The sequence below is a fragment of the Chryseobacterium sp. WG23 genome, assembly GCF_024586575.1.
Classification (GTDB): Bacteria; Bacteroidota; Bacteroidia; order Flavobacteriales; family Weeksellaceae; genus Chryseobacterium.
In genome coordinates this window covers 450164-473916 of the sequence record NZ_JALCZE010000002.1, presented here as the reverse complement: position 1 = coordinate 473916, position 23753 = coordinate 450164, and the positions used below count along the sequence as shown (strand labels likewise).

Genomic DNA, 23753 nt, shown 5'->3' with positions numbered 1-23753 from the left:
CTTAAATCTTTCAAATAGCGCCACTTATCTTTAAGTGGCGCTGTTTTTTTTAATTAATCGCTATCTTTAATACATCATCAAAACAAAAATAATAACCCCGTTAAAACTTTAAAATCATGACAAAAACAGCAGTCTCTGGTTTCCTTCTCTTCAGTCTTTTCCTGGTAAGTGCACAAGCCATCGAGTCGGGAAGCCACAGCACGACGGGCTACATCAAACCGGACGGCACGATTGAAAACAGCAGCCATTCCACCGTAGGATACATCAGGTCAGACGGGATGATCGAGAATAAAAGCCATTCGACCATCGGGTATATCAAAAGTGACGGCACCATAGAAAACGAAAGTCATTCTACCGTAGGGTACGTTAAAAAAAAGGGCACGGTAGAAAACAGTAGTCATTCCACCGTGGGTTACATCAAAGATGATGGAACGGTGGAAAGCAGCAGTCACAGTACTATTGGCTATGCCAAAGGCGTTAAAAAAGACTGGGCAGCAGTAGTCTATTTCTTTTTTAAGCTAGATTGATCCTTAGCACCGCAGAAAACATAAGGAAATTAGCCAACAATTTCTGATCATTAATTAATAGGTAACGGAGAATGAACGTACTTATATTAAAAAAACGGCTTTTGCCGCTTTTCTAATATAAATGATATGTTGAATATCTTTTAAATGAGTTTTAGTAACTCTCCTGCCACCTTTTCGGAAGAAGCAGGATTTTGTCCGGTAATCAATCTTCCGTCAACAACCGCATAAGGATTCCAGTCCTCAATTTTACTGTATACACCGCCATTCCTTTTGAGCATGTCCTCAACCAGAAAAGGCACTACGTCAGTTAATTGTACGGCGTCCTCTTCAGTATTTGTGAATCCGGTAACATTTTTATCCTTTACCAGATACTCACCATCTATTTTCACATCCTTCAAAACTCCAGGTGCGTGGCATACAAATGCTACAGGTTTCTCATTGGTATAAAAATCAACGATAAGTTGTTGCGAAACCTTATCTTCAGCGAGATCCCACAATGGACCGTGACCCCCAGGATAAAATACGGCATCAAAATCTTCACTTTTAACTTCCGATAATTTGTGTGTATTTTTTAATTTATCCTGTAATACCTCATCATTATCCATTCTGCGCGTAGCATCGGTCTGGGATGATGGATCTTCACTTTTCGGATCAATTGGCGGAAGACCTCCCTTTGGAGATGCCAATGTTATTTCTACTTCTTTATCAGATAATGCATAGTAAGGAGCTGCCAATTCTTCTGTCCAAAATCCGGTCTTCCTACCGGTATCTCCTAATTCGTCGTGACTCGTAAGCACGAATAAAACTTTTTTACTCATTTATATGTATTTAATTAGTACTGTAAAGTTGGCAATATCATTCTTTTAAAAAAAGGATCCAAGTCACTATTTATATGTGATCCATATCACACTTTAGAGTAGAAAGAGACAGATAGAAATTATCTTACACTGTCATAGATTTCCATTATTTTGAAAGACGCTTAGACCTTCAGTCTTGTAATTGGTGGTATTATATACCCCTCGCTACCGCACGAATTCTTTCGTGTGGTTTTTATTTCAACCACTTCCTCATAAAGTTTTTATCTTTATAAAAACATAATTGATGAGTCGTAATTACAAATTCCACAATCCTGAAGGATTATTTTTCATAAGTTTTGCTGTCGTAGGTTGGCTGGATGTTTTTATTAGAAATGAATACAAAAAAATTTACAAGCAAAGCCATTGTTACGGCAATCAAGGAAAATCCTGCAGAAAGCAGAAAAGAATTTTTATTAGATTTCTTCCTTAAAGAAGGTTCAAAAACTTCAAATGTAACTCAATATCAGTTTTGGAGACACGATAATAAGCCTATTGAGTTATGGAGCAACGGGGTGATTAGACAGAAAATTAATTATGTAGATCAAAATCCGGTTTAGTTTTTCGTACGGGGCACAAATACTAAAAAAGCCTTCCAAGATGCTTGAAAGGCTTTTTTAATGTAGTCAGAAATATATTATTTAAAAATTTCATTCTGATAAAGAATACGGTCGTCTTCGTCAAAACTGATGATCAGTACCTTATACTGTTTGGCGGTGTCGTTATTGAAAAATTTAATTCTTGGTGGAACGTATTCGCTGTCGAATAAATTAGGGTTCCAGTAGAGTGTTTCCCGGGTATCGTTTTCAATTTTCTTTGCAGGATCATCAGTATCGAGGGTTTCAATAAGAAATTCCGAAGGTTTATCATAGCCTTTTATGACAGATGAGTTGTTCTTTTGGGCTTCTTTTTGATTGCTCTTAGGCTTCATATTCCCTCTCATCGTGTAGATCAATACTGCATTACCCACCAATCCGGATCCTTTTATGATTTTTACCATAGCAATATTGCTTATAGGAACATTCATAATCATGCCCGGTTCAGTAGCCATTTCATCTAAATAGAGCTGAGCCTTGCTGCCACGAATGTAGGGAACATTCTCTCCTGAATTATTTCTTTGAAATACTAAGCCGGCTGCCCTTCCTTGTAGCCATGCTAATATATCGGTTGATCCTGCAGCATGCTGGTCTTCATTGACAAAGTCGAATATCGTAGAATTCAGGGAATTAAACATTCCGGTAGATAGTTGACTGTTTAATTCTGCTGTTGGATCTTTCTTTTTTCCTGTTAATTTTACTTCTTCAATTTCTACATCAGTACTCCCGTTTTTTTGATTGTTTTTCTGACTGTTGATGGCCCTGGAAATTGATGGAGGAAGGGTTTTGTTTCCGCTGGTTTTTACCAGGGTATATTTTGTACCTGGAAAATTGCCTTTAAATGGTGTGGGCGTAACCAGTGGCTCTACGGTGACGAATAGATTATCAGTGCTTGATTCCTGATTCTTTTCTGAAGTTGCAAGAACTGAAACGTTCAAAGGTTCAGAATAGTTAAGATTATCTAAATAGATATATCCGTTTTGGTCTGTTTTGGATGGGGTAAGCGTGGGTTCGTTTTTGCCTAATTTCAAGGCTAAAATTACACTGGAGTTAATTAGCAGGGCATTGTTTTTAATAGGTTTTATCCTGTAAGAAAGAAATTGTTGGGAATTCGTTTTAATGGCTGGTACAGATCCACTAAGTAGGGAATTCCAGTCAAATCTTTTCCAGTTCTCAGAAATAAGCAGTGCATCCAACGCTTCAGTATTGGCATTTTTAGAAAAATATTGGGCCGGACTGTCTATTTTTGAAGTAAAATCTCCCGTTAACCAAAGGCTGCTCAGTATATTTTCTTCTTCCGGACTCTGGGTACCGCTATCCTCACTTACCAAAACAGTATAATTTTTAAAATACGATTCCGGGGAAAGATCAATACTGTTGAAAGATCTTGGTGTCTGTTTTATATTCTGACCTATAATTTCTGCTTTCTCAATATGTAAACTATTAGGTTTTACGAAGCAAAGTCTTTGGGCCACCAGATGGTCTTGCTCATCAAAAATGGCCAGCTGTAAAATACCGTTGGCTTCATTGTTGATTTTTGCAGGAATAAGACTGGAAGCTTCATTGATCAATTGGTTAATATTGGCTTTGTAAGCAAGATGGTTATTGATGGTTCCTACAATTTTATAGTTCTGAAGTTTTTGTTTTAAGTTAACTCCTTTTAAGCTATATTTAATTCCTTCTTTAGAGTTGGAAATTTCTAAATGAACACCACTGTCTGCAACTTGTGGCAGATCTACGGTTTTGCTTTTACCTGTGTTATCCTGAATGATAGCCTGGTACTTTTTTCCTAAAGTTGGAGTCATGGTAAAAGATGAAACATTTTTATCAAAAGAGGTAAAGGTAGTAATGGGTGCATTGGGATTTTGCGTATCTATTACTTTTCCCGTCCAGGTTGCAGGTAGAGAAGTATCGCTTGATAATCTTACGGCAAATTTTGTAGGCATACCGTTAATGAAAGTTCCCCCTTCCGGAAAGACTTTAGCAGACCAATCAGAACCTTTAGCAATCACTAATGATTCTGTGGAGGCTGGATTGTAAACAGGAATCGTTTTCACAATCTGAAAATCTTCACTAAAATTGGTCATGTAAGGCGTATAAGCTCTTATAAAATAGACTTGCTCGGGAAGGCTTTCTTTCAGTTGAAAATCTCCGCTGCCTTCACCGTTAGTCAGAAGTACAGTTTTCCAATCTATTAATTTTTTATCAGAACTGTACAATTCCACAAATAAAGTAGTAGATAATGAAGAACGGTTATAGCCCTCAAATACAAAACTTTTAAACCAGATTTTGTCACCGGCTGCATATTGTGATTTGTCAGTCAGTACGTATACTTTTTCCTGTTCGTAATTATTCTCAAGATTTGTAATTGCCTTTTCTAATTGAGTTTGTGCCAGTATAGGCGATACAAGTGAAATAAGCAATACACAGAATATATTTTTCATAGAAATATGAGTACATTTAATTCTGTGCTAAATTAATCATTTAAGAGCTTTAAAAATTGATATTTAATCTCTTTATTTTTAGAAAAAGAAATCAGATTGATTATCCCTTGATCTGCTTCAAACGCTGTGGAGCAGTTTCTATATTAATTCAGATCATTAACCTGTTTTAATACAAAAGAATAATGTTTATAAATGCAGGTCCAGGTGGTAACAATAGAATCCAATTTATTAATTTTTTTAAGCGGGCCATAGCAGATATACTTGAAAAAAAACAGGAAGGGTTTCTAAGCATGTCTTCAGTTCAGTTTTTGATATGCCCGCATTGCAAAGAAGTAAGCGACCAATATAATTCCTGTGCACCATGCCAGGGCAATCCATATTTCATGGCCTGCCGGCTGATTTGAAAGTAAAGCACGGATGGTCTCCACAATTGAGGTTACAGGCTGGTTTTCTGCAAAGGCACGGACCGGTCCGGGCATCGTCTCTGTTGGTACAAATGCAGAACTAATCAGAGGAAGGAAATGAATAGGATAAGCAATTGCGGTTGCTCCATCCACTGATTTTGCAGATAATCCGGCAATGGCGGCAATCCATGCCAGAGCCAGCATAAAAAGTATAAGTATACCAGCTATGGCAAGCCATGACAATATGCCTGCCGGTGAACGGAATCCCATTATTAATGCAATGAGAACAATAATAATAAGTGAAATAAGGTTAGATACCAGTGAAGTCATAATATGTCCCCATATTGCGGCTGAACGTGCAACCGGCATGGAATGGAACCTTTCAAATATACCCCGCTGCACATCATTAAACAAACGATAGGAGACATAACCAATGCTATTGGCAATAGCAATGATCAGTATGCCCGGCAATAAGTAATTTACATAATTGTCTGATCCTGTTTTTATTGCTCCCCCGAGCACATAGACAAATAGCAGCATTAGGGCAATTGGCATCACAGTGACGGTGATGATTGTATCTGCGCTGCGCATTACATGACGCATAGATCGGCCAAGCATCACCTTCATATCTGTAAAAAAATAGGTTTTAATTGTTTCCATAATTTTCTTTTTTATGCGATAATTGAAAGAAATATATCCTCCAGGGTTGGCTGTTTTTCAATGTATTCTACTTTTGTCTGAGGAAGCAGTTTTTTCAGTTCAGCAAGTGTGCCGTTCACAATAATTGTCCCCTTATGGAGAATGGCAATTCTGTCAGCAAGCTGTTCAGCCTCCTCCAGGTATTGGGTGGTAAGAAATACTGTGGTACCATTATCAGCAAGCTCTTTAATAATTTTCCAAACTTCAATACGGGCTTCCGGATCAAGCCCTGTTGTAGGTTCGTCAAGAAAAATAATCTGTGATTTTCCTACAAGGCTCATGGCAATATCGAGTCTGCGAAGCATCCCTCCCGAATAAGTAGAAGCCCTTCTGTGGGCAGCATCATTTAATCCGAGACGTTTTAGCAGATTGTCTGCAACCAGTGTTGGGCTTCTGAGGTGTCTCAGTTTGGCGATCATTATTAGATTTTCCCTTCCTGTGAGGATCTCATCTACAGCTGCTGACTGCCCGGTAAGGCTAATCGACTGCCGCACCATTTCAGGGTTCATTTCTACATCGAATCCGTTTACGGTAACCTTTCCGCTATCCGGTTTCAATAGGGTAGTAAGGATTTTAACAACCGTAGTTTTGCCTGCACCGTTGGAGCCTAGCAGCGCAAAAATACAGCCTGCTGTGATGTCAATATCTACTCCTGTCAATACAGGAACGTTTTTATAAGATTTTCTCAAACCCTTCACCGAGATGGCCATTTTATTTTGTGACATAGGTGTTTTTTATAATGTTAGTATGGTGACTTCAGTCAAATCTGCCTTTCCATTTTTTAAAAAAGCATAGGTGATCTTATCCACTTTGCAGTTGATAAACTGAACACGTTTTAAATTGTTGTTTTTAAAGAAAGTATTAATAAGAGTTGTATTCTGGAATATGACTTTCTTAAAACTGCAATTTTCAAAACTGCAGTCTTCTAATGTACCTTCAAAAACCAGATCTGCAAGTTGTGTGGCATAAAAAGAGGTAGCCTTCCAAGTCGCCTTTGTGAGAATGCTTTTTTCCAGTCCGCCGGATTTAATAACCACTCCGGTAAAGTCAGCACCCGTGAAATCACATTCACTTATATGGCTTTCAGAAAATTCAGTTTCCTGTAGCGAGCAGGCAGTAAAGATATTGTCGGATAAATAGGAATTGAAAATGCGGCTGTTTCCAAAATCTGAATGGGAGAAGTTGCACCCTTCAATATAGCTGCTTTTTTGAAGATTTACCCCCTTAAAATGGGCATCAGAAAAATCACATCCTTTGACATAGCTTTTTGAAAATTCAGCTTCTTCCAACGAAGTATTCCTAAAGGTATTGTTGAGTAAATGGGAGTTCTGAATATGACTGCTGCCCATATCCGAATTTGAGAAATCACAGCCCTCTACATTATTGTTTTTTAAAAGAAGCCCCGACATTTCTGAACCGATAAACAGACATTTCTGCATATTGGAGGAACTGAATTTTTCATGCAGGTTTTTCAACCCCGAAAAGTCAGTATCCACCCAGCTGCCATTTGACATATCCCAGATTAGTTTTTTCTCCTTTTTTATAGATGGCATTTCACCCATCTGTGTCATATCAGGTATAGCTGCCTCTATTTCTGTACTCTCAAGACTTGGGTTTTCCGAAAAATAGTTGAGATCAACTTTTAGAATTTCTGCCAGACGGTTTAAAGTAATAATATCCGGCATTGATTCCCCGCGTTCCCACTTTCCTACAGCCTGAGGGCTGATGAACAGCTGTTCGGCAAGCCTGGCTTGAGAAATATTTATTTTCTTTCGGGCCTCAACAATTTTACTGCCGATCATTTTAGTATTTAACATATATCGTATTTTTATTTTAGTTTTTCGACACTACAAAGGTAGAATAGATGTGTTAATAGAGTCTCAAAATACACAAAACATATAGTTGTATTTGCACTACTTATAGTTGTTACTGACAACATAAAGTTGTTTTTATTGAAATCTACAGAATGATATGCCTGGCTATGGCTGAAAGAGATTTTATTGGATCATTTCAGAAGATATACTAAAAGAAAGTTCTTTGAGTATAGATCAACTATGAATAGAGGATGCTAAGACTTAATAGCATAATAGTAATCTTTAAGGAGGCAAAAGTAGAATCAACTTCCTTGATTCTTTCTAAGCGCACGCATAACCCATACAGCTTCATCAGCGACATTGTCGCCCTCTTAGCTTCCTTATCAATAAAAGGGTTGGATCATTTCTTGCGTTTAAGAAAAAATCTGCTTCAAAATCAATTTCCAATTCAATTATTCTTGGTTCACTTATTTTAACGGATTATAAATCATATCTCTGTTTTATTATATTTTATAAAAACATGATCCTGAGATAATATGGTTTCGTTGAGAGCTGGGTGTATTTCCAACTTTTTATAAGATAAATTATTAAATAAATATGGTCTGAAATTTGTATTCGGTTTATCTCCAATTTTACTAAGATCAACATTGTAACCATAACAAAATATTATTAAAGATATGATAATCGATGAAAATCTTTTGCTCGACAATGGAGCAGTATATGAGGAATATTCCGCAAAGGAAATTATCTACCAGAATGGAGATACACCGCATTATTATTTCCAGATTATAAGTGGAACTGTAGAATTGAATAACTACCACGAAGATGGAAAGGAATTCACCTTAAACATTCTTTCTGAAGGACAAAGCATAGGGGAATCTCTGCTTTTTGGAAATAAAAAGTATCCGATGAATGCTATTGCAAAGACCGACACCAAGGTACTGAAATTAGCAAAATCCAGCTTTCTTCAACTGATCTCAAACAATCAGGAAATTATGTTTAGACTATTCGGGCACCTCTCAGATAGGCTTTATTATAAGTATATCATGCTGTTTAATAATTCAGCGATAGACCCACAGTCCAAGATCAAAGCATTGCTGGATTATTATAAAGAATATTTTAGCAGGGAAAGAGAACACTACCAGATCCCGCTGACCAGACAGCAGATTGCAAACCTGACAGGATTGCGGGTAGAAACAGTAATTCGTGCAGTAAAAAAAATGGAAAAGGATAAACTGGTTACTATTAAAGACCGGCAGATCTATTATTAAATTAGTCAAATGCTCACCCGTAACCAATGAATTTTTTCATTTTGAGCTGTGTTGCAATAATAAAGATGGCTTCAAAAGCTGCTGGAACAGATCGTAAGGTCAGAATTTTCACTTTTGAAATAACTTATCCAGAATGCAGACGACGATTTTATGGTGAATTGTTATAAATTGAAAATTCAGAATAATAAATCATACTCTTTAAACATTGAAAAAATGACAAATATTTTGATTAAAGATTTAATTCAGCAATTGAAAGATGTTGAAAATGCTGACTTGTGGATTGACGAAAACTTCGAAAAAAAACTTTTACAGGTTGATGAACAAACGGCTTTTGAGCGCCCTATTCCGGATATGCACAGTGTTGCGGAAATTATCTCACATTTAACAGAATGGCGTAAAGAGGCTTTTAGCAGACTTAAAGGGAACCCAAGAGGTCTTGAAATGACGGATGCCTCTAATTGGCGAAGTAATGAGGATCTCAAAGTAAAAGGCTGGGAAAATCTGTTAAAGGAATTTTATATCAGCCAACAACAGATTATATCATTTCTTGAAGAAAAAGATGACGACTATCTGTATAGTCCTTATCTATTTGCAAAACCGTCTTTTCCGCATAATTTCCAGTATCTGGTAACAGGGCTTATCCACCACGATTTTTACCATCTCGGACAAATCGGTATTACCATTAAATTTTTAAAAAAGTAATTTCCAATCAGTTTTCAGGCTTCATGTTTAATCTTTTATACCGGATAGTTAATGAGCCTGGTTAATATGCTTGTTTTATTATGATGCTGATCTCGCCGTTTCGCTCAATATAGATGACTTTGACCTGATTTAGATCATCAGTCATCGCTCTTTTCCTCAGTTCCTGCATAATATCTTCTTTATGCAGCTGTGCCCTTTCCATATTGGCCTGTATAAACTTACCGTCCTGAAACACCATAATTTTATCTCCCTCAACCAGATGGATGAAACGGCTGCTTTTCCCTTTATACCAACTGAAAAATCTGTGTAAAAGGACAATTGCTGTACATGTTATGGTAACTGGAATAAAAGGGGAGGCTCCCACTACTGCACGGCTCAGAATGGCACCCAACAGCATTACAATAATGTTATCGAGAGGAGATCCGATGCCAAATGATCTCCTGCCTGAAATACGGATCAGGATTAGAGCGAGTACAAAAACCGTGACACCTCGACATGCCATTTGGAGTGTATTTAATGATGTTCCGTTTCCCCAGAGTTCTCTTAAAGAATCCATAAGTTTCATTTTAAACAAAAATATAAAATCCGTCAGAATCTGAATGGCTGTAAGAAGAATTCAATATGAAAATGACTCTTGTACGATTGATATCATAGCAAAAACTTTGATCAGGCATGGAAGGATTGTATTAAGAGTAGCCGGATCATTCAATAAGAACTGTAAAAATACAGGCCGGTTTTATCTTTATGATTCCAATCATGATCCTCATCAGAAAGTTCTCCTAGATTTGTATATGATTAATGCAAGCATAATTCCATCTACGATGCTATTGGGCCTTTCGTACTACGGAAGGCCTTTTTATGAACTTACATGTATTGGTTAATATTAATAGTAAACTCTGCCCTTAATTATTTTAATCAGGTTTTCACTTTCCATTCTCTTAAAAGTCCTGATGACGGTTTCAATTCTTAAACCCGTTAAAAAAGCAAGTTCTTTTCTGGTATAGGGTATTTTATAGGAGTAGCGTTCTGTATTTTGGCTGCCTTTTAGATTGTTGAGTACTGTAAGTAATTGGTGGGTAGCATCTTCTGATGTTAAGCTATTTAAAAAAATACAGCTGTAGTATGATCTTTCTGCTAAGTAATGAAGGAATTTCATTTGAATTTCAAAATCTGAGGCTAGCAATTCTAAAAGTTTGGAGTGCTCTAATCTAAATACAGTACAGTCTTCCATTAAGACAGCATTAACGGGATATTTATATTTAGAGAATAAAAAAATCTCACCAATAGAATCTCCCTCCTCATGAATACTCTGAATAAACTCCTTTTTTTTAGTCTGAAAATTGGTAAGCTTTATTTTACCTGTTTTAATCTGAAAATAATATACGGGAGTATTATCCTCTTCAAAGAGCAGCTGAGATTTTTGTAATTGAATAATGTCTGCTCCAAAAGTAATGAGCAAGTCTTCTTGTATGACCATAACTCCTAATTAAACAGCTTTCACATAGCTTAATTGTGAATACTTATCACAAATATATTAATTTAATATTTCTCTGAATGTGATTCAGATCAAAAAAGGCTTTTAAATTACTTTTCATGTACGCTTTTTATGCTTTATAGAATTGCTGAAATAGTGGTAGCGGATCAGTATAATGATCATCTGTTTTTCGGGTAATAAGCTGCTAATGATTACTAGTTTTTTTATATGTACCTTTAAATTGTTGAAAGCCAGGTGATAGCTTGTAATAGCATTGTAAGAATCCTATGTTTTTAAAAGGTTTTAAAATATGACCTATGTCATAATATATGCTTTGCTTATAGGTTACCTTTGAAATATATCATTTAAGAAAAATATGAATGCAATACTTGGGCAAGTTGTGAAATCTACAGTTTTGAATTTGAAATTTCCTTATAAAGCAAGCATCTTGTAGATCTTTAGCCATATGCAATGGCGGATTGAAGGAAGATTTTTGTTTTTGAGTCTCAAAAAAACAAGCGTTTGTTCATACTATAATACGTTTGAAAACTAAGAGGAAAATAAATTCAGGACTTTAAATACCTTATCAGTCTTCTACTGCAATAACGCACAACAAAGCAAACATTAAAAATTACATTATGTCTATCCAAAAAAGTCTTTTGCATTCAGTACAGGCAATTGAAGAGCAGTATACTGCTGGTGATTATATATTTCGTGAAGAGGCTATACCGCAGTTTTATTATCAAATTGTGACGGGTGAAGTGAAGCTTAACAGCTATAAGGAAGACGGAAAAGAATTTATACAGGAAATTCTTTCAGATAATTCGTGCTTCGGAGAATCAATGCTTATTCTGGGAAAGCCATATACTGTAAATGCGGTTGCGCTTACAAAGTGCAGTGTCCTCAAAATAGGAAGAGATCAGTTCTTTCGGCTGCTGCAGGATAATCCTGCTATTTTTCTGGATATGTATACGACTCTATCGGAAAGAACCTCTGAAAAACTGGTGTTGATGCAGAAGATTTCAGGTCAAAATGCTGAAGAGAGGTTAGTGGAGCTGATGAACCAAATGAAAGAAGCCAAAGAAAATAAAGATAAATATTCGTTTGAGATCCCCTACACCAGGCAGCAGCTGGCTTCACTTACAGGGCTTTCTCTGGAAACCACAATCAGGGTAATAAAGAGAATGGAGAAAAATGAAAACCTTGTGATAAAGAATGGAAAAATATTCTATTAATACATTGATATATAGCTGATTGTTGTATAATGTCAACTGGAAATTAAAAGTAGATCTTGCGGTTTTTAATTTTCAGCACTTTGTCTGCTTCCATTTTTTTTACAGTTCTTATCACTGTTTCAATTCGCAGCCCGGTTATGGATGCTAACTGTTTTCTGGTGAGAGGAAGCTCATAAGAATAGGGGCTCTGATTTTCACTCAAACTCTTAAAATAGGCTAGAATACCCTTAATTCTTACATTGGAATATTTAGAGGCATTGTTCTGCATCAGAATAAACTTTTGATAAAGCCGCTCCGCAATAAACTGCCGGACATCTAATGCAGCCTGATGATGATCATCTAAAAGCTGCAGAAAATCAGTTTTAGGAACCATTATAATGCTGCATTCCGAAATGGCTATGGCGTTTACCGGATATGTTTCTTTAATGAAAGATAACAGCTCGCAGACACTTTGTCCATCAGATAAGATGCTTTGAATGAGTTCTTTACCTTCTTCGTTAGTATGGCTCAGCTTTACGGAGCCGGTAATGATCTGATAGTAGAACTGGGGCAGATCTCCTTCTTCAAAAATAACATCAGATGGACCGTAAGTTTCAGTAAATCCACCATATTGGGACAGTAAATCAATATCAATAAGCATAGCAAATTATTAAGCTATGGTATCGCCCGGTTACGTTACAAACGATGCCATAAGGTTTTTTAAGTATTTTGTTTTCATTATCAGATTTTTTTATGAGGTGATTCCGGTAGTTATATTCACATCAGCTCTTTCCCGAATAAAAAGGAAAAAAGATTTTGGAACTGGTGTACATACATACAGTTTATATTATTTCCGTAAAGCTTCAGTCCGGTCATAGAATGCATATCACGGAAATCAATATCATATTTTAAAGACTCCTGCCCCCTTTCAAATCGTACAATATACTGTGAATCATAGGTTTTAATAAAACCGAATTTTATAAGCCACGATTCATCTATTTTTAAAGGCTTTATCAGTTTGGCAGGTACACACAAACAGGTTTCCGGATTTTTTATTTTAACCCAGTATTCTTCATCTTCATTCTGGAATACCTCCGTAAGCGAATATACCTGGTTTTTATATCTAACGAGATTCTGTATTTTTAGCTCTGTGATTTTCATGATATCTGGTGGTTTTGGTTGTACTCCATTAAGCTCATTGTCGCCTGGCAGATGAATCCAGGATATGGGAAAAAGCAAGTATTTGTATAGATGCAGAAAGGCTCACCATTCTTACCCAGGTGATTCATATCAAATTTATAAAGATTGGTAGTTACACCCATATGATTCAGATCATATACCTTGTAATTGATGGTATTTTAACGGGTTACGCATTTTTTTGATGCGGAAGGTTATAAAAATAAGATTGTGATCTCACTCATAAACAGGAGTAAAGTAAATGAATAATTTTGACTGTATGATTGGTACCGGCAATCATTATTATTCAAACCAAATTATATTGATATGAAAAATTCATTGCTATGTATGCTTGGTATATCTGTATGTATGCTCAGCTGTAAAAAACAAAACATTGAGAATGAGACACAGGTTGACTCCACAGTAACCCCCAACGCTTATGACTCGGCAAATGTGGCTCCTGCAACACCTTCAAACCCGCCAACAGATACAACCGCTTACCGAAGTGGTTCAGATACACTGCAACAATCAAAAAAACAGAATGATTCCATAACACGTTAACACTTTTTTAGACTCCATATATTCTTGGCCTCCCTGTTTCAGGGAGGCTTCTTTTATGAATTATTGATTATAAGCAGTCTGTGTATAAAATCATTATTAATATTTAAATCTAATAGCTTATTGGTGTGATCCCTTCTGATATTTCAGAAAAGGATTCTTAAGTGAATAGAGAACTGTGGATAGTAATTTATGATGTATGTCATAAATTTATAAATCCCACCATCATAAATTGTAAAGTAATGCGTTATAAGTATTGTTAATAGTTTAAATGTATTGTTTTAAAAATCATAAATAATATTTGATAATAATCTGATAAAAATAAATTTTTATGATATCAATCATAAAATGTTCAGTATCAGTCTTTATATTTTTGTAATACACACATCACAAAATTTAATATTATGAAGTCATTCGTATTGATAACCTTAATTTTGGGTTGCTCTGCTATGAGTTGTAAAAAGGAGGCCCAGCCTCAACCGAGATCTATTGACAGCATAAATACCGGAGACAGCATGGTTACCGGTACAGCACAGGTAACACCGGATTCCGGTGATACTACGCTTCCTATGGACAGTACAGCTTACGATGTAGATTCTATTAAAAATAGTAAGTAACCTCACTGTAAGCTACTTTTCCACCCACAGAATCGGACTCTAGAGATCTGTATACTGAACATCTCCATTGTATTTCACTGGAATCTTTTACTCTATAAACCCTAAATTTTTATTATGGGAGAATCGTCATTACTTAATCAGACGGGTATTCAGATAACATTATTACTGATGTTGATCGTAATTATTGCCGTCCTGGTGGTTCTTATCTTTAAGTTCTTATCCATTTATGCAAGGATATTAAGGCATAGAGAGCTTTCGGAAGTTCAGAAGAAGATTGAAAATATGTCTGCAGAGGAGCTTAAAGAATATGAACAGAAAGAAAGAGAACTTAATTTTCAGCTTCCGGAAAACCAGCTTGCAGGTACCCTTCCGCCTTCTGATGAAAAGGGAATTATTCAGAATATCAATTCTGTCGAAGAATTGCGGGTATTTCCCACGAAAAGAAGGACCTCATCGTTTTTGCAGTATGTAAGCCCGGAACTCAGCAGGCTTATTCTTTACTTTTTAGGAACTGCCATCGTGTGGCTGATCATAGGGACAACTTTTGGGCTTTATGCCGGTATCAAATACGTTGCACCCGATGTTGAGCATACCAGTTGGCTGAGTTTTGGCAGGTTACGGCCAGCCCATACCAATGCTGTATTTTGGGGATGGGCATCTTTAGCCATGGTGGGGCTTTCATATTATGTCGTTACAAGGGTAAGTAACGTTGAAAATTACAATATCAGGCAGGGTTATATTTCTTTAATTCTGATCAATACTGCAGTGCTGGCCGGAACAATATCTTTATTGGCCGGAGTGAATAACGGAGGCGGTGAGTACAGGGAATATATATGGCCTATTATGATTACGTTCGGAGCAGGGGTAGCGCTTTCTTCACATAATCTGTTTAAGCCTGTTGTCAAAAGAATTGTCAAGGAAATCTATATCTCAAACTGGTATATTATTTCGGGATTTATGTTTATTGTTATTGTCATTATAGTAGGCTATATCCCTATATGGCAGGACGGAGTAGGAGAGACAATTACCCAGGGATATTATATGCATCAGGCGATTGGAATGTGGTTTATGATGATTAACCTTGGGCTCATGTATTACTTTTTGCCACAGCAGCTTAATAAGCCGATTTATTCCTACAGCCTGGGGGCTCTGGCTTTCTGGACCCACATATTATTTTATACCCTTATCGGAACCCATCATTTTATTTTCAGTGCTATCCCCTGGAGGCTGCAGACCACGGCAATTGTTGCCAGTGTCGGCATGCTGATACCGGTGGCAGCAGGAACTACTAATTTCCTTTTAACATTTAGCGGTGCCTGGTACCAGCTTAAAAACAGCTATACCCTTCCTTTTTATTTCATGGCGATTATTTTTTATTTTACCGGATCTTTTCAGGGTACCGTAGAAGCTTTCAGATATACCAACCTGCTCTGGCATTTTACAGATTTTACAGTTTCCCATTCTCATCTCACCATGTATGGGATCATCACTTTTATGCTTTGGGCATTTTCATATACTTTAATTCCGCGCCTCACTGGCAATGAGCCTCCGAAGCTGCTGGTAGGAATGCATTTTTGGCTGGCTTTAATCGGCTTACTTTTTTATGTAATAGCATTAATGATCGGCGGAACACAGACAGGATTGATGTGGATGAAGAAAAAGCCTTTCATAGACGGCGTTATCAATATGTTTCCTTTCTGGCTATGGAGAGCAATAGGGGGAACTATGATGTGGGTGGCCCATCTTATTTTTGCATACAATTTTTACAGAATGGTTACCAAAGACAGGAATGTGAGAATTCCACAGACACCCGCTGAAATCCTGGCAGCAAAGAGGCAGCATAGCCGTACAGAGTTTAACCCTTAAAAAAAGAAATTATGATACTGCTAAATGACCATAAAATACTTTTCGGCTCGGCACTTTGTCTCTTTATCTTTCTTACACTTTATATAGCTGTACTTCCTGCTCTTGATAACCAAAGGATTAACAGACCTTTACCCCGTCAGGCAAAAATACTGACAAATGAACAAAGAGCCGGTAAAATGGTATATATTGAAAATGGATGTGTGGCATGCCATACCCAGCAGGTAAGAAATGTTGAGATGGATAATGTTTTTGGCAAAAGACCGAGTATTCCTGCTGATTTTGCTGTCAACAGAAGGACGGATTTCTGGAGAAATACAGCCAATCTGATGGGAACACAGAGAGCCGGCCCCGATCTTACCAGTGTAGGGGAAAGGCAGCCAAGTGCTGAATGGCACCTGATTCATCTTTACCAGCCAAGGGCTGCTGTAGAGGCATCCATAATGCCTTCCTATGAATTTCTTTTTATAGAAAGAGACTATCTGCAGCCCGGTGATGTTGAAGTTAAGGTGCCGGAGAAATTTATTAAAAATAAAAGAAAGAAAATAGTAGCTACAAAAAAGGCTCTTCAGCTGGTAGCCTATCTGAAATCACTTAAACAGACTGATTATACCGATAAATCTATTGTTCCGCCATTCCTTTACAAACAGGTAAAAAAAGAAGGTGAAGGGGCTTCCGGCTCCTCCAATCTTCCTGATGGAGGAGAGCTTTTTACCGCGAACTGTGCTTCCTGCCATCAGGCAAACGGGGAAGGAGTTCCCGGGGCTTTCCCTCCGCTGAAAGGCAGTCCGGTAGTCACAGGGGGTGATCTGGAGCTCTATGTAACGATTATTATGAAAGGATATGATCCGAGGCCTGAATTTGCAACAATGCCGGCGGTGGGAACCAATGCTAATTTTACCGCTGAAGATGTTACCGCTATCATGAACCATGAAAGAACAAGCTGGGGAAATAATGCAAAAAAAGTGACCCTGGAAGAAGTAAAAGTAATCTATGATAAAATAAAGCAATAATGAAAAATTTAATAGTAAATGCACTGAATGTGACTTTGATTTTATGGGGCACCTATGCATTGGCATGTGATGCGTGCCAGCTTCGTCAGCCCGAAGTGACTAAAGATCTTACGCATGGAACCGGCCCCGAGAGCAGCTGGGACTGGTTTATTGTAGGAATTGTTATCCTGATAACAGTTTTGGCTTTTATATTTTCAATTAAATATCTGGTAAAACCGGGAGAAAAAGATAGGAAACATATTAAATATTCGGTTTTTTCAGATGAAAATATCATGTTATGACAAAAGACAGAAGTAAAGTTTTTCTCTTCATAGATAATGATCTGCATCCTATTGCAGAGCTGGAAACTCCTATTGTTTTTGATCTGGATACCAAAAAACTTCCCGATGGTGATCATGTTCTGAAAATTGTCAGCCGGTCTCCATCAGGAAAAGAAGGAATCAGAAAAATAAGTTTTACCGTTGCCAACGGCCCTACCATAAAAATTGAAGGCCTGAAAAATAAAGATGTGGTAGATGGTACATTATCATTGATGATTAATGCTTATGATAAGGGAAACCAGAAAAGCTTTCTCATTACCGGTAGTGAAACCCCTCAAACAATACCTTTCTGGATATGGGTTATTATTATTCTGTTTGTAGGATGGGCTGTTTATTATGAGATAACGAGCTCCGCGGTGCAATAGCGGGCAGGAATCTCTAAAGATTGAACGTTAATAAGAAACAAAAACATATAATTTTTAAAAAAATCCTATGGTTATTAATGAAAAATTTTTGCTTTCAGCAGGAGCTGAAGTAAAAGAATATAATTCCGGTGATATTATTTTTCATGAGGGAGCAACTCCGTATTATTATTATCAGATTATTAAAGGGAAAGTAAAACTCAATAATTATAATAAAGAAGGGAAAGAGCTGATCCAGAAAATAATTACAGAAGGAGAAAGCGTGGGTGAGTCTCTCCTGTTCATTGGTAAGCCATATCCTATGGATGCTGTTGCTTTAGAGCCCTCTTTAATTATAAAACTATGCCGGAATAACTTTTTCAGTATGCTCAATGTATATCCTCAGTTATATCTTGACCTATGCAAAGAATTATCAGACTGTCTTTATTATCAGTATATTATGCTCCAATCCAACTCATCACAGAATCCTTCAGAGAGGATAATGGGTGTACTGGATTATCTTAAAGCCTCAAAAAAAGACCAGGCTCCATTTTCTTTTAAAATACCATTTACCAGACAGCAGCTGGCAAGCCTTACAGGGCTTTGTGTTGAAACAGCCATCAGGGTTATTAAAGATATGGAAAGGAAAAAAGTAGTGATGATTAAGGATAGGAAAATTTATTTTTAGGATACCTACTTTAAACAGACTCCGGAAAAGTTTGCTGTGTAAAGGAAAATACGTGACAGAAGTGAAATATATGTGGACTGTTAATTTTATGCTAAAAAAAAAAATTTATGATCTGCATCATAGTTTAGTTAATATCTCTTCTTTAATTTTATTATTAATTATTTATCATAATTATTTTATTTTAAAGCATATTGCAAATACACACCAAAAATAATATTATGAAGCCTATTACATTATTTCCATACTATTCAGCAGATGTTTTTGTCGTCACAGGTAGATATTTATCTCATTGCTGCCTTACAGAAGATAGTACATTCAGAGAATTCTCAGACATTGCAGATTCATTAAACCGGGATCTCCGGAGCAGCACTTCATGCCATTTCAGCTGAAGCTACTGATGCAATTTTAAACAGCAGATTATCTTCTGACAAGCAGTGAATCCGTAATTACGAATTTAAGAATGCTGTTAAATCATATTTCAAAGACCACTCCAATTTTAATAAGATGCTGATAGCGGATGATCGGTAAATGAAGCATTTCATACATTTTATCAACCTAATAAATTTTACTAAGATGATGATTAAAATTTATTAACAGTAAAAAAAAGATTATGGTTATTAGCGAAGAAATTTTAAGCTCAGCAGGCGCTGGGTTAAAAAGATACAGCCCCGAAGAAACTATTTTTCACGAAGGAGATACCCCATTATATTATTATCAAATAGTAAATGGTGAAGTCAAACTGAATAATTGTAATGCGGAAGGAAAAGAATTTATACAGAACATTTTATATGATGGACAAAGTTTTGGCGAGTCATTGCTATTTGGAGATAAATTATATCCAATGAACGCTGTTGCTATCTCTCCGTGCACTATTCTCAGATTATGTAAAGAAGATTTCTTAAGTATGCTGAAAAAGCATCCTCACCTGTTTTTTGATTTTTGTAAGGTGCTGGCAGACAGACTTTATTATAAATACATTATGCTTCAGAAAAATTCTCTGGAAAGCCCTGAGGAAAGACTTATTGGTGTCATGGATTATCTGAAAAGCTCTCAAAAAAAACAGTGTACATTTTCTTTCCAGATACCTCTTACCAGGCAGCAGCTGGCCAGCCTTACAGGAATCCGTGTAGAAACTGCAATTAAAACCATCAAACGTATGGAAAAAGAAAAAATTGTAAAAATCATTAACAGAAAAATTTTATACTAATTGCATCAATATGATGCCAGTCATAAAAGACCGGATTATTCTGTTGTAAATTTGGTCTAACAATCTGATTAAAGATCTACAGTCTTCTTTTTATGGAAGTTACATAAGCTGTTCAGCTTAATGAAAATTATCACCAAAAAACCAAACCATTGCTTTTCTGATACTAGTTAAGATTGGCAATACATCACTTATATATTAATTTTTAAAACATTCAGTTATGAACACTAGAAATTCAAGCAATCGTAGCTCAAGAAGTAATTCTTCAAACAGTGAAAGATCTACCTTAGAGGAAGTTTATCAATTAGGTTATGACCATGGTTATAACGATGCATCTGAAGATGAGGATTATGATGATGATTTCTCTGATTATGAGGATTATTATGATGACTATGATAATAGTTATGACGATGATGACGAAGATTATGATGATGAAGACTATGATGATGAAGATTATGATGACGATGACTACGATGATGATGACTACGATGATGACGATGATAATAGGGGAAGAAACTCTGGTGGCAGAGGAGGTTCCCGTGGTGGTAACCAGCAAAGAGACAGTCAGGGTAGATTCACTTCAGGAGGAAGAGGAGGATCCAGATCCGGTTCAGGGTCGAGGTCTGGTTCTGGCTCCAGATCTGGCTCATCAGGAAGAGGAAGGTCTTCTTCAGGTTCCGGAAATGGAACTTCAAGAAGAGGTTTTGCTTCCATGAGTAAGGCAGAACGTACGAGAATTGCCCGTATGGGAGGTGAAGCTTCTCACGGTGGCGGAAGATCTTCCAATTCAAATTCAGGAAGATCAGGTTCCAATAGCGGTTCAAGAGGCTCAGGCTCAAGATCCGGAAATAGCGGTAACTCAGGTTCAGGCCGTGGTTCCGGCTCAGGAAACGGAACTTCAAGAAGAGGCTTTGCTTCCATGAGTAAGGCAGAGCGTACCAGAATTGCCCGTATGGGAGGTCAGGCCTCTCATGGTGGCGGAAGATCTTCAGGATCAGGGAGATCAGGATTTGGCGGAAGACGTAATAATTCATAATTTTTTTAGATTACCTCTTTATACTTTTTAAAGGGGTAATCTTTTAACTCAATTCAAACACCACATCATATCATGGCAACAAAAACAACAGAAAATAGCAATACAACTGCATCGGCATCAGCTTCAACATCCGGAGGAAATGCCACAGCAGATAAAAAAATGAAAGCAGACAATGCTTCGGTAAAGGACAGCATGAAAAATTCTTCTCTTCATCAATTCTTTGTAAGTGCTCTTAAGGATATTTATTTCGCAGAAAATGCCATTATAGAGGCATTGGAAAAAATGCAGGAAGCAGCGACAACAGAAGAATTGAAAGACGCCTTTGAAGACCATCAGCTTCAGACCAAGAAACATGTAAGCCGGCTTGAGAAAGTATTCAAACTGATTGACGAGGAACCTGAGAAAAAGGAATGTGAAGCTATAAAAGGAATTATAAAAGAAGGGGAAGAAACCATAAAATCTACCAAAGAAGGATCTATGACCAGAGATGCAGCCCTCATTATTGCCGCACAGAAAGTGGAGCATTATGAAATTGCCACCTACGGAGGTCTTGCTCAGCTTGCCATTACCATGGGGCATGATAAAGCTGCCGATCTGCTTGAAAAAACACTTCAGGAAGAAGAAGATACAGATTATAATCTTACCGAAATTGCAGAAACATTCATTAATCTTGATGCAGAACAGGAAGATTAGATTCATTTAATTCATAATGCCATATAGGCGGTGAGTCTATATGGCATCTTTAACCATGAAACAAAATATGAATCGACAGGAATTTATAAAAATACTGCGGTCCGGACATTTCAGTAAGATTGAGAATAAAGGAGAATGGATTGAAGAGGAGGCTTTAATTTATGCCAAGGAAATTAAAATAAACATCTTTTTATTGTTTATTTTCTTAAACACTCCAAAATCGGAAAATACCCAGGCTTTAATTGCTGAATTTAAAGATTTCAGCAGTATTGGAAAAGATGAACCCTTGCGAACCATGTTCTATCTGCTGATGAATGAAAATGAAGATCTCCACTGCTTTGAGAAACTCATAAAAACCTGCCCTTAATTTATTTTACAGAGAAAATCACAGTTTATTGGTGTTTATACTCTGATAAGATAAATTACAGCTCATCATAAAATTGACAATTGATAATGTAGAATATGGGATCCTGTAACAGAAAATAAACCTGTTTCACAATCTGAGTAAGCTTATAACCCTCACACCACTTAAATATTAAAATTATGAAAGCAGCAGTTTTTCACGCTCCCGGAAGCATAACGTGTGATACCGTTGATGATCCGGCTATTCAGGATTCCACGGATATCATTCTTAAAGTAACATCAACCGCTATTTGCGGCAGCGATTTGCATATGTATTCCGGAGGTATTCCGCAGCTTCGGCCTATGGTTATGGGGCATGAATTCATGGGAATAGTTGAGGAGACCGGAAAAAATATCACTCACTTAAAAGTGGGAGACCGTGTGGTTGTCCCATTTCCTATTGCCTGCGGCGGATGTTATTTCTGCCAGCATAACCTTCCCACAGCATGCGAACACAGTAATCCTGAACATTACGGGCCTGAAGGAGGTCTTATTACAGAAAAAGGAGGTGCACTCTTTGGATATACTGACCTGTATGGTGGCTATAACGGAGGACAGGCACAATATGTACGGGTTCCTTATGCACACTTCGGGCCACGGAAAGTTCCGGGGGAGCTAAGTGATGAGCAGGTTCTGTTTCTGACCGATATTTTTCCTACCGGTTACACCGGAGTAATGTGGGGAGAATTGAAGGGCGGAGAAACAGTAGCCATTTTCGGGGCCGGGCCAGTTGGGTCAATGTCCGTTAAAAGTGCCATTCTCCATAATGCCGGTAAAGTTATCGTTATCGATACGCTCCAGTACAGGCTTGACCAGATTAAAAAACTGACAGGCTGTGAAACTATTCTGTGGGAAGATCCTAAAGAAGTCATTGAGCAGATAAGGGAACTGACGGGTGGAAGAGGTGCCGATTTATGTATTGATGCTGTAGGTTTTGAGCCTGACCGTAATTTTTTAGATAGGGCAAAAGCGGTTCTAAATTTTGAAAAAGGCTCTATAAAAGTATTGGAAGCCTGTATGAGTGCTGTAAGACGTGGCGGAACAGTTTCAATTCTGGGGGTTTACCCTGTTAACTATGACAATTTTAAGCTGGGGCAGATCTTTGATAAAGGAATTACCATAAAATCTGGACAGTGTAATGTTCACCCTATTATTGATACCCTGATGGATCATGTACAGAGTGGCCGTGTAAAGCTTGATGATATTATCACGCACCGCCTTTCGCTGGAAGATGTTGCCACAGGATATGAAATTTTTGATAAAAAGCAGGACGGATGTGTTAAAGTTGTCCTGGATCCCTGGAAATTGTCAGCATTTTAAATATAAAATAATAAAATACAGTGCTATGGAGCTTCAAAAGGATATTCTTGAGTATATCAGCCAGGCGTTGATGACCACTGATGAAACTATTTCTGTGGCAGAAAGTGTTACCTCAGGATCTTTACAATTGGCCTTTTCACAGATGCCCAACGCGTCACTTTTTTACAAAGGAGGACTAACGGCCTATACCTTACCGATAAAAGTAAAGCTGTTAAATGTCAACAGGGCAGAAGCTGAGCAGTGCGACTGTGTTTCAGAAAATATAGCAGAGACCATGGCCTTACAAGTTGCAAAACTGTATGAAACAGACTGGTCTATTGCCACTACAGGCTACTGTACACCTATCAGGCATTCGGCATATAAGATTTTCGCCTATTTCTCATTTGCTTATAAAGGAGAAATCATCCTTACGAAAAAGTTGGAACTGCATCCTAAAACCGAAGCTTTAAATGCACAACTCTATTATACAGAATTCATTCTGGGCTGTTTTAAAAATGAAGTCAGCCAACTGTTAATTTAAATA

The 23753-nt window shown here is 37.2% G+C and carries 28 protein-coding genes; 19 read left to right on the top strand and 9 right to left on the bottom strand.

Annotated elements, in window-relative coordinates; all coding sequences use genetic code 11:
- Window positions 1–116: 116 nt before the first annotated feature.
- Window positions 117–527, top strand: a complete 411-nt coding sequence (locus MP477_RS04895) for a 5-fold beta-flower protein (RefSeq protein WP_257189399.1) — start codon at window positions 117–119, stop codon at window positions 525–527.
- Between the two features lie 140 nt (window positions 528–667).
- Here the strand turns inward: MP477_RS04895 and MP477_RS04890 are convergent, their stop codons facing one another.
- The gene (locus tag MP477_RS04890) at window positions 668–1345 is read right to left on the bottom strand and encodes a type 1 glutamine amidotransferase domain-containing protein (RefSeq protein WP_257189398.1); all 678 of its coding nucleotides are present in this window, start codon (window positions 1343–1345) and stop codon (window positions 668–670) included.
- A gap of 371 nt (window positions 1346–1716) precedes the next feature.
- Between MP477_RS04890 and MP477_RS04885 the strand changes: the two genes are divergently transcribed.
- Window positions 1717–1941 carry a hypothetical protein gene (locus MP477_RS04885; protein ID WP_257189397.1) on the top strand — a complete coding sequence of 75 codons (225 nt, stop codon included), beginning with the start codon at window positions 1717–1719 and terminating at the stop codon, window positions 1939–1941.
- A gap of 77 nt (window positions 1942–2018) precedes the next feature.
- Here the strand turns inward: MP477_RS04885 and MP477_RS04880 are convergent, their stop codons facing one another.
- The 4 genes from MP477_RS04880 to MP477_RS04865 all read right to left on the bottom strand — a co-directional run bounded on the left by MP477_RS04880 (window position 2019) and on the right by MP477_RS04865 (window position 7341).
- Window positions 2019–4421, bottom strand: coding sequence for a hypothetical protein (locus MP477_RS04880; protein WP_257189396.1), 2403 nt, complete (start codon window positions 4419–4421; stop codon window positions 2019–2021).
- A gap of 296 nt (window positions 4422–4717) precedes the next feature.
- Window positions 4718–5443 carry an ABC transporter permease gene (locus MP477_RS04875; protein WP_257189451.1) on the bottom strand — a complete coding sequence of 242 codons (726 nt, stop codon included), beginning with the start codon at window positions 5441–5443 and terminating at the stop codon, window positions 4718–4720.
- A 53-nt stretch (window positions 5444–5496) separates the two neighbouring features.
- Window positions 5497–6249 (bottom strand): ABC transporter ATP-binding protein, encoded by a 753-nt coding sequence (locus tag MP477_RS04870; protein ID WP_306552712.1) that lies wholly within the window; start codon window positions 6247–6249, stop codon window positions 5497–5499.
- Between the two features lie 9 nt (window positions 6250–6258).
- Window positions 6259–7341 carry a pentapeptide repeat-containing protein gene (locus tag MP477_RS04865; RefSeq protein WP_257189395.1) on the bottom strand — a complete coding sequence of 361 codons (1083 nt, stop codon included), beginning with the start codon at window positions 7339–7341 and terminating at the stop codon, window positions 6259–6261.
- Window positions 7342–8015: 674 nt separating this feature from the next.
- Between MP477_RS04865 and MP477_RS04860 the strand changes: the two genes are divergently transcribed.
- Window positions 8016–8609, top strand: a complete 594-nt coding sequence (locus MP477_RS04860) for a Crp/Fnr family transcriptional regulator (RefSeq protein ID WP_257189394.1) — start codon at window positions 8016–8018, stop codon at window positions 8607–8609.
- A gap of 213 nt (window positions 8610–8822) precedes the next feature.
- The gene (locus tag MP477_RS04855) at window positions 8823–9311 is read left to right on the top strand and encodes a DinB family protein (RefSeq protein WP_257189393.1); all 489 of its coding nucleotides are present in this window, start codon (window positions 8823–8825) and stop codon (window positions 9309–9311) included.
- A gap of 61 nt (window positions 9312–9372) precedes the next feature.
- Here the strand turns inward: MP477_RS04855 and MP477_RS04850 are convergent, their stop codons facing one another.
- Window positions 9373–9867, bottom strand: coding sequence for a DUF421 domain-containing protein (locus MP477_RS04850; RefSeq protein ID WP_257189392.1), 495 nt, complete (start codon window positions 9865–9867; stop codon window positions 9373–9375).
- A 43-nt stretch (window positions 9868–9910) separates the two neighbouring features.
- On the opposite strand from MP477_RS04850, the gene MP477_RS04845 reads away from it, so the two are divergent.
- Complete coding sequence (locus MP477_RS04845) at window positions 9911–10192, top strand: hypothetical protein (RefSeq protein ID WP_257189391.1); 282 nt, start codon at window positions 9911–9913, stop codon at window positions 10190–10192.
- Between the two features lie 2 nt (window positions 10193–10194).
- On the opposite strand, the gene MP477_RS04840 is transcribed toward MP477_RS04845, so the two are convergent.
- Window positions 10195–10788, bottom strand: coding sequence for a Crp/Fnr family transcriptional regulator (locus tag MP477_RS04840; RefSeq protein ID WP_257189390.1), 594 nt, complete (start codon window positions 10786–10788; stop codon window positions 10195–10197).
- A 635-nt stretch (window positions 10789–11423) separates the two neighbouring features.
- On the opposite strand from MP477_RS04840, the gene MP477_RS04835 reads away from it, so the two are divergent.
- Window positions 11424–12020 carry a Crp/Fnr family transcriptional regulator gene (locus MP477_RS04835; protein WP_257189389.1) on the top strand — a complete coding sequence of 199 codons (597 nt, stop codon included), beginning with the start codon at window positions 11424–11426 and terminating at the stop codon, window positions 12018–12020.
- Between the two features lie 43 nt (window positions 12021–12063).
- On the opposite strand, the gene MP477_RS04830 is transcribed toward MP477_RS04835, so the two are convergent.
- Window positions 12064–12660: a Crp/Fnr family transcriptional regulator gene (locus MP477_RS04830; RefSeq protein WP_257189388.1), complete on the bottom strand. Its 597-nt coding sequence runs from the start codon at window positions 12658–12660 to the stop codon at window positions 12064–12066.
- 116 nt (window positions 12661–12776) lie between these two features.
- A complete protein-coding gene (locus MP477_RS04825) occupies window positions 12777–13160 on the bottom strand; it encodes a hypothetical protein (protein WP_257189387.1) in 384 nt (127 codons plus the stop codon).
- 363 nt (window positions 13161–13523) lie between these two features.
- Here MP477_RS04825 and MP477_RS04820 point away from each other — a divergent pair, with 363 nt between their 5' ends.
- The 13 genes from MP477_RS04820 to MP477_RS04760 all read left to right on the top strand — a co-directional run bounded on the left by MP477_RS04820 (window position 13524) and on the right by MP477_RS04760 (window position 23750).
- A complete protein-coding gene (locus tag MP477_RS04820) occupies window positions 13524–13736 on the top strand; it encodes a hypothetical protein (protein WP_257189386.1) in 213 nt (70 codons plus the stop codon).
- A 401-nt stretch (window positions 13737–14137) separates the two neighbouring features.
- Window positions 14138–14350 carry a hypothetical protein gene (locus MP477_RS04815; RefSeq protein WP_257189385.1) on the top strand — a complete coding sequence of 71 codons (213 nt, stop codon included), beginning with the start codon at window positions 14138–14140 and terminating at the stop codon, window positions 14348–14350.
- 114 nt (window positions 14351–14464) lie between these two features.
- Entirely contained in the window at window positions 14465–16216 is a 1752-nt protein-coding gene (locus MP477_RS04810; RefSeq protein WP_257189384.1) for a cbb3-type cytochrome c oxidase subunit I, read from the top strand.
- Between the two features lie 11 nt (window positions 16217–16227).
- Window positions 16228–17226 carry a cbb3-type cytochrome c oxidase subunit II gene (locus MP477_RS04805; protein ID WP_257189383.1) on the top strand — a complete coding sequence of 333 codons (999 nt, stop codon included), beginning with the start codon at window positions 16228–16230 and terminating at the stop codon, window positions 17224–17226.
- The gene (locus MP477_RS04800; RefSeq protein WP_257189382.1) at window positions 17226–17507 is read left to right on the top strand and encodes a hypothetical protein; all 282 of its coding nucleotides are present in this window, start codon (window positions 17226–17228) and stop codon (window positions 17505–17507) included. The genes MP477_RS04805 and MP477_RS04800 overlap by 1 nt, the downstream gene beginning before the upstream one ends.
- Window positions 17504–17911, top strand: a complete 408-nt coding sequence (locus MP477_RS04795) for a cytochrome C (protein WP_257189381.1) — start codon at window positions 17504–17506, stop codon at window positions 17909–17911. Before MP477_RS04800 ends, MP477_RS04795 begins: the two co-directional genes overlap by 4 nt.
- A 67-nt stretch (window positions 17912–17978) precedes the next feature.
- Window positions 17979–18575 carry a Crp/Fnr family transcriptional regulator gene (locus tag MP477_RS04790; RefSeq protein WP_257189380.1) on the top strand — a complete coding sequence of 199 codons (597 nt, stop codon included), beginning with the start codon at window positions 17979–17981 and terminating at the stop codon, window positions 18573–18575.
- 610 nt (window positions 18576–19185) lie between these two features.
- A complete protein-coding gene (locus MP477_RS04785) occupies window positions 19186–19782 on the top strand; it encodes a Crp/Fnr family transcriptional regulator (protein WP_257189379.1) in 597 nt (198 codons plus the stop codon).
- Between the two features lie 217 nt (window positions 19783–19999).
- Window positions 20000–20815, top strand: coding sequence for a KGG domain-containing protein (locus MP477_RS04780; RefSeq protein ID WP_257189378.1), 816 nt, complete (start codon window positions 20000–20002; stop codon window positions 20813–20815).
- A gap of 72 nt (window positions 20816–20887) precedes the next feature.
- Window positions 20888–21508, top strand: coding sequence for a ferritin-like domain-containing protein (locus tag MP477_RS04775; protein WP_257189377.1), 621 nt, complete (start codon window positions 20888–20890; stop codon window positions 21506–21508).
- Between the two features lie 67 nt (window positions 21509–21575).
- The gene (locus MP477_RS04770; RefSeq protein WP_257189376.1) at window positions 21576–21875 is read left to right on the top strand and encodes a hypothetical protein; all 300 of its coding nucleotides are present in this window, start codon (window positions 21576–21578) and stop codon (window positions 21873–21875) included.
- Window positions 21876–22051: 176 nt separating this feature from the next.
- Window positions 22052–23230 (top strand): zinc-dependent alcohol dehydrogenase, encoded by a 1179-nt coding sequence (locus MP477_RS04765; RefSeq protein ID WP_257189375.1) that lies wholly within the window; start codon window positions 22052–22054, stop codon window positions 23228–23230.
- 25 nt (window positions 23231–23255) lie between these two features.
- Window positions 23256–23750 carry a CinA family protein gene (locus MP477_RS04760; protein ID WP_257189374.1) on the top strand — a complete coding sequence of 165 codons (495 nt, stop codon included), beginning with the start codon at window positions 23256–23258 and terminating at the stop codon, window positions 23748–23750.
- Window positions 23751–23753 lie beyond the last annotated feature (3 nt).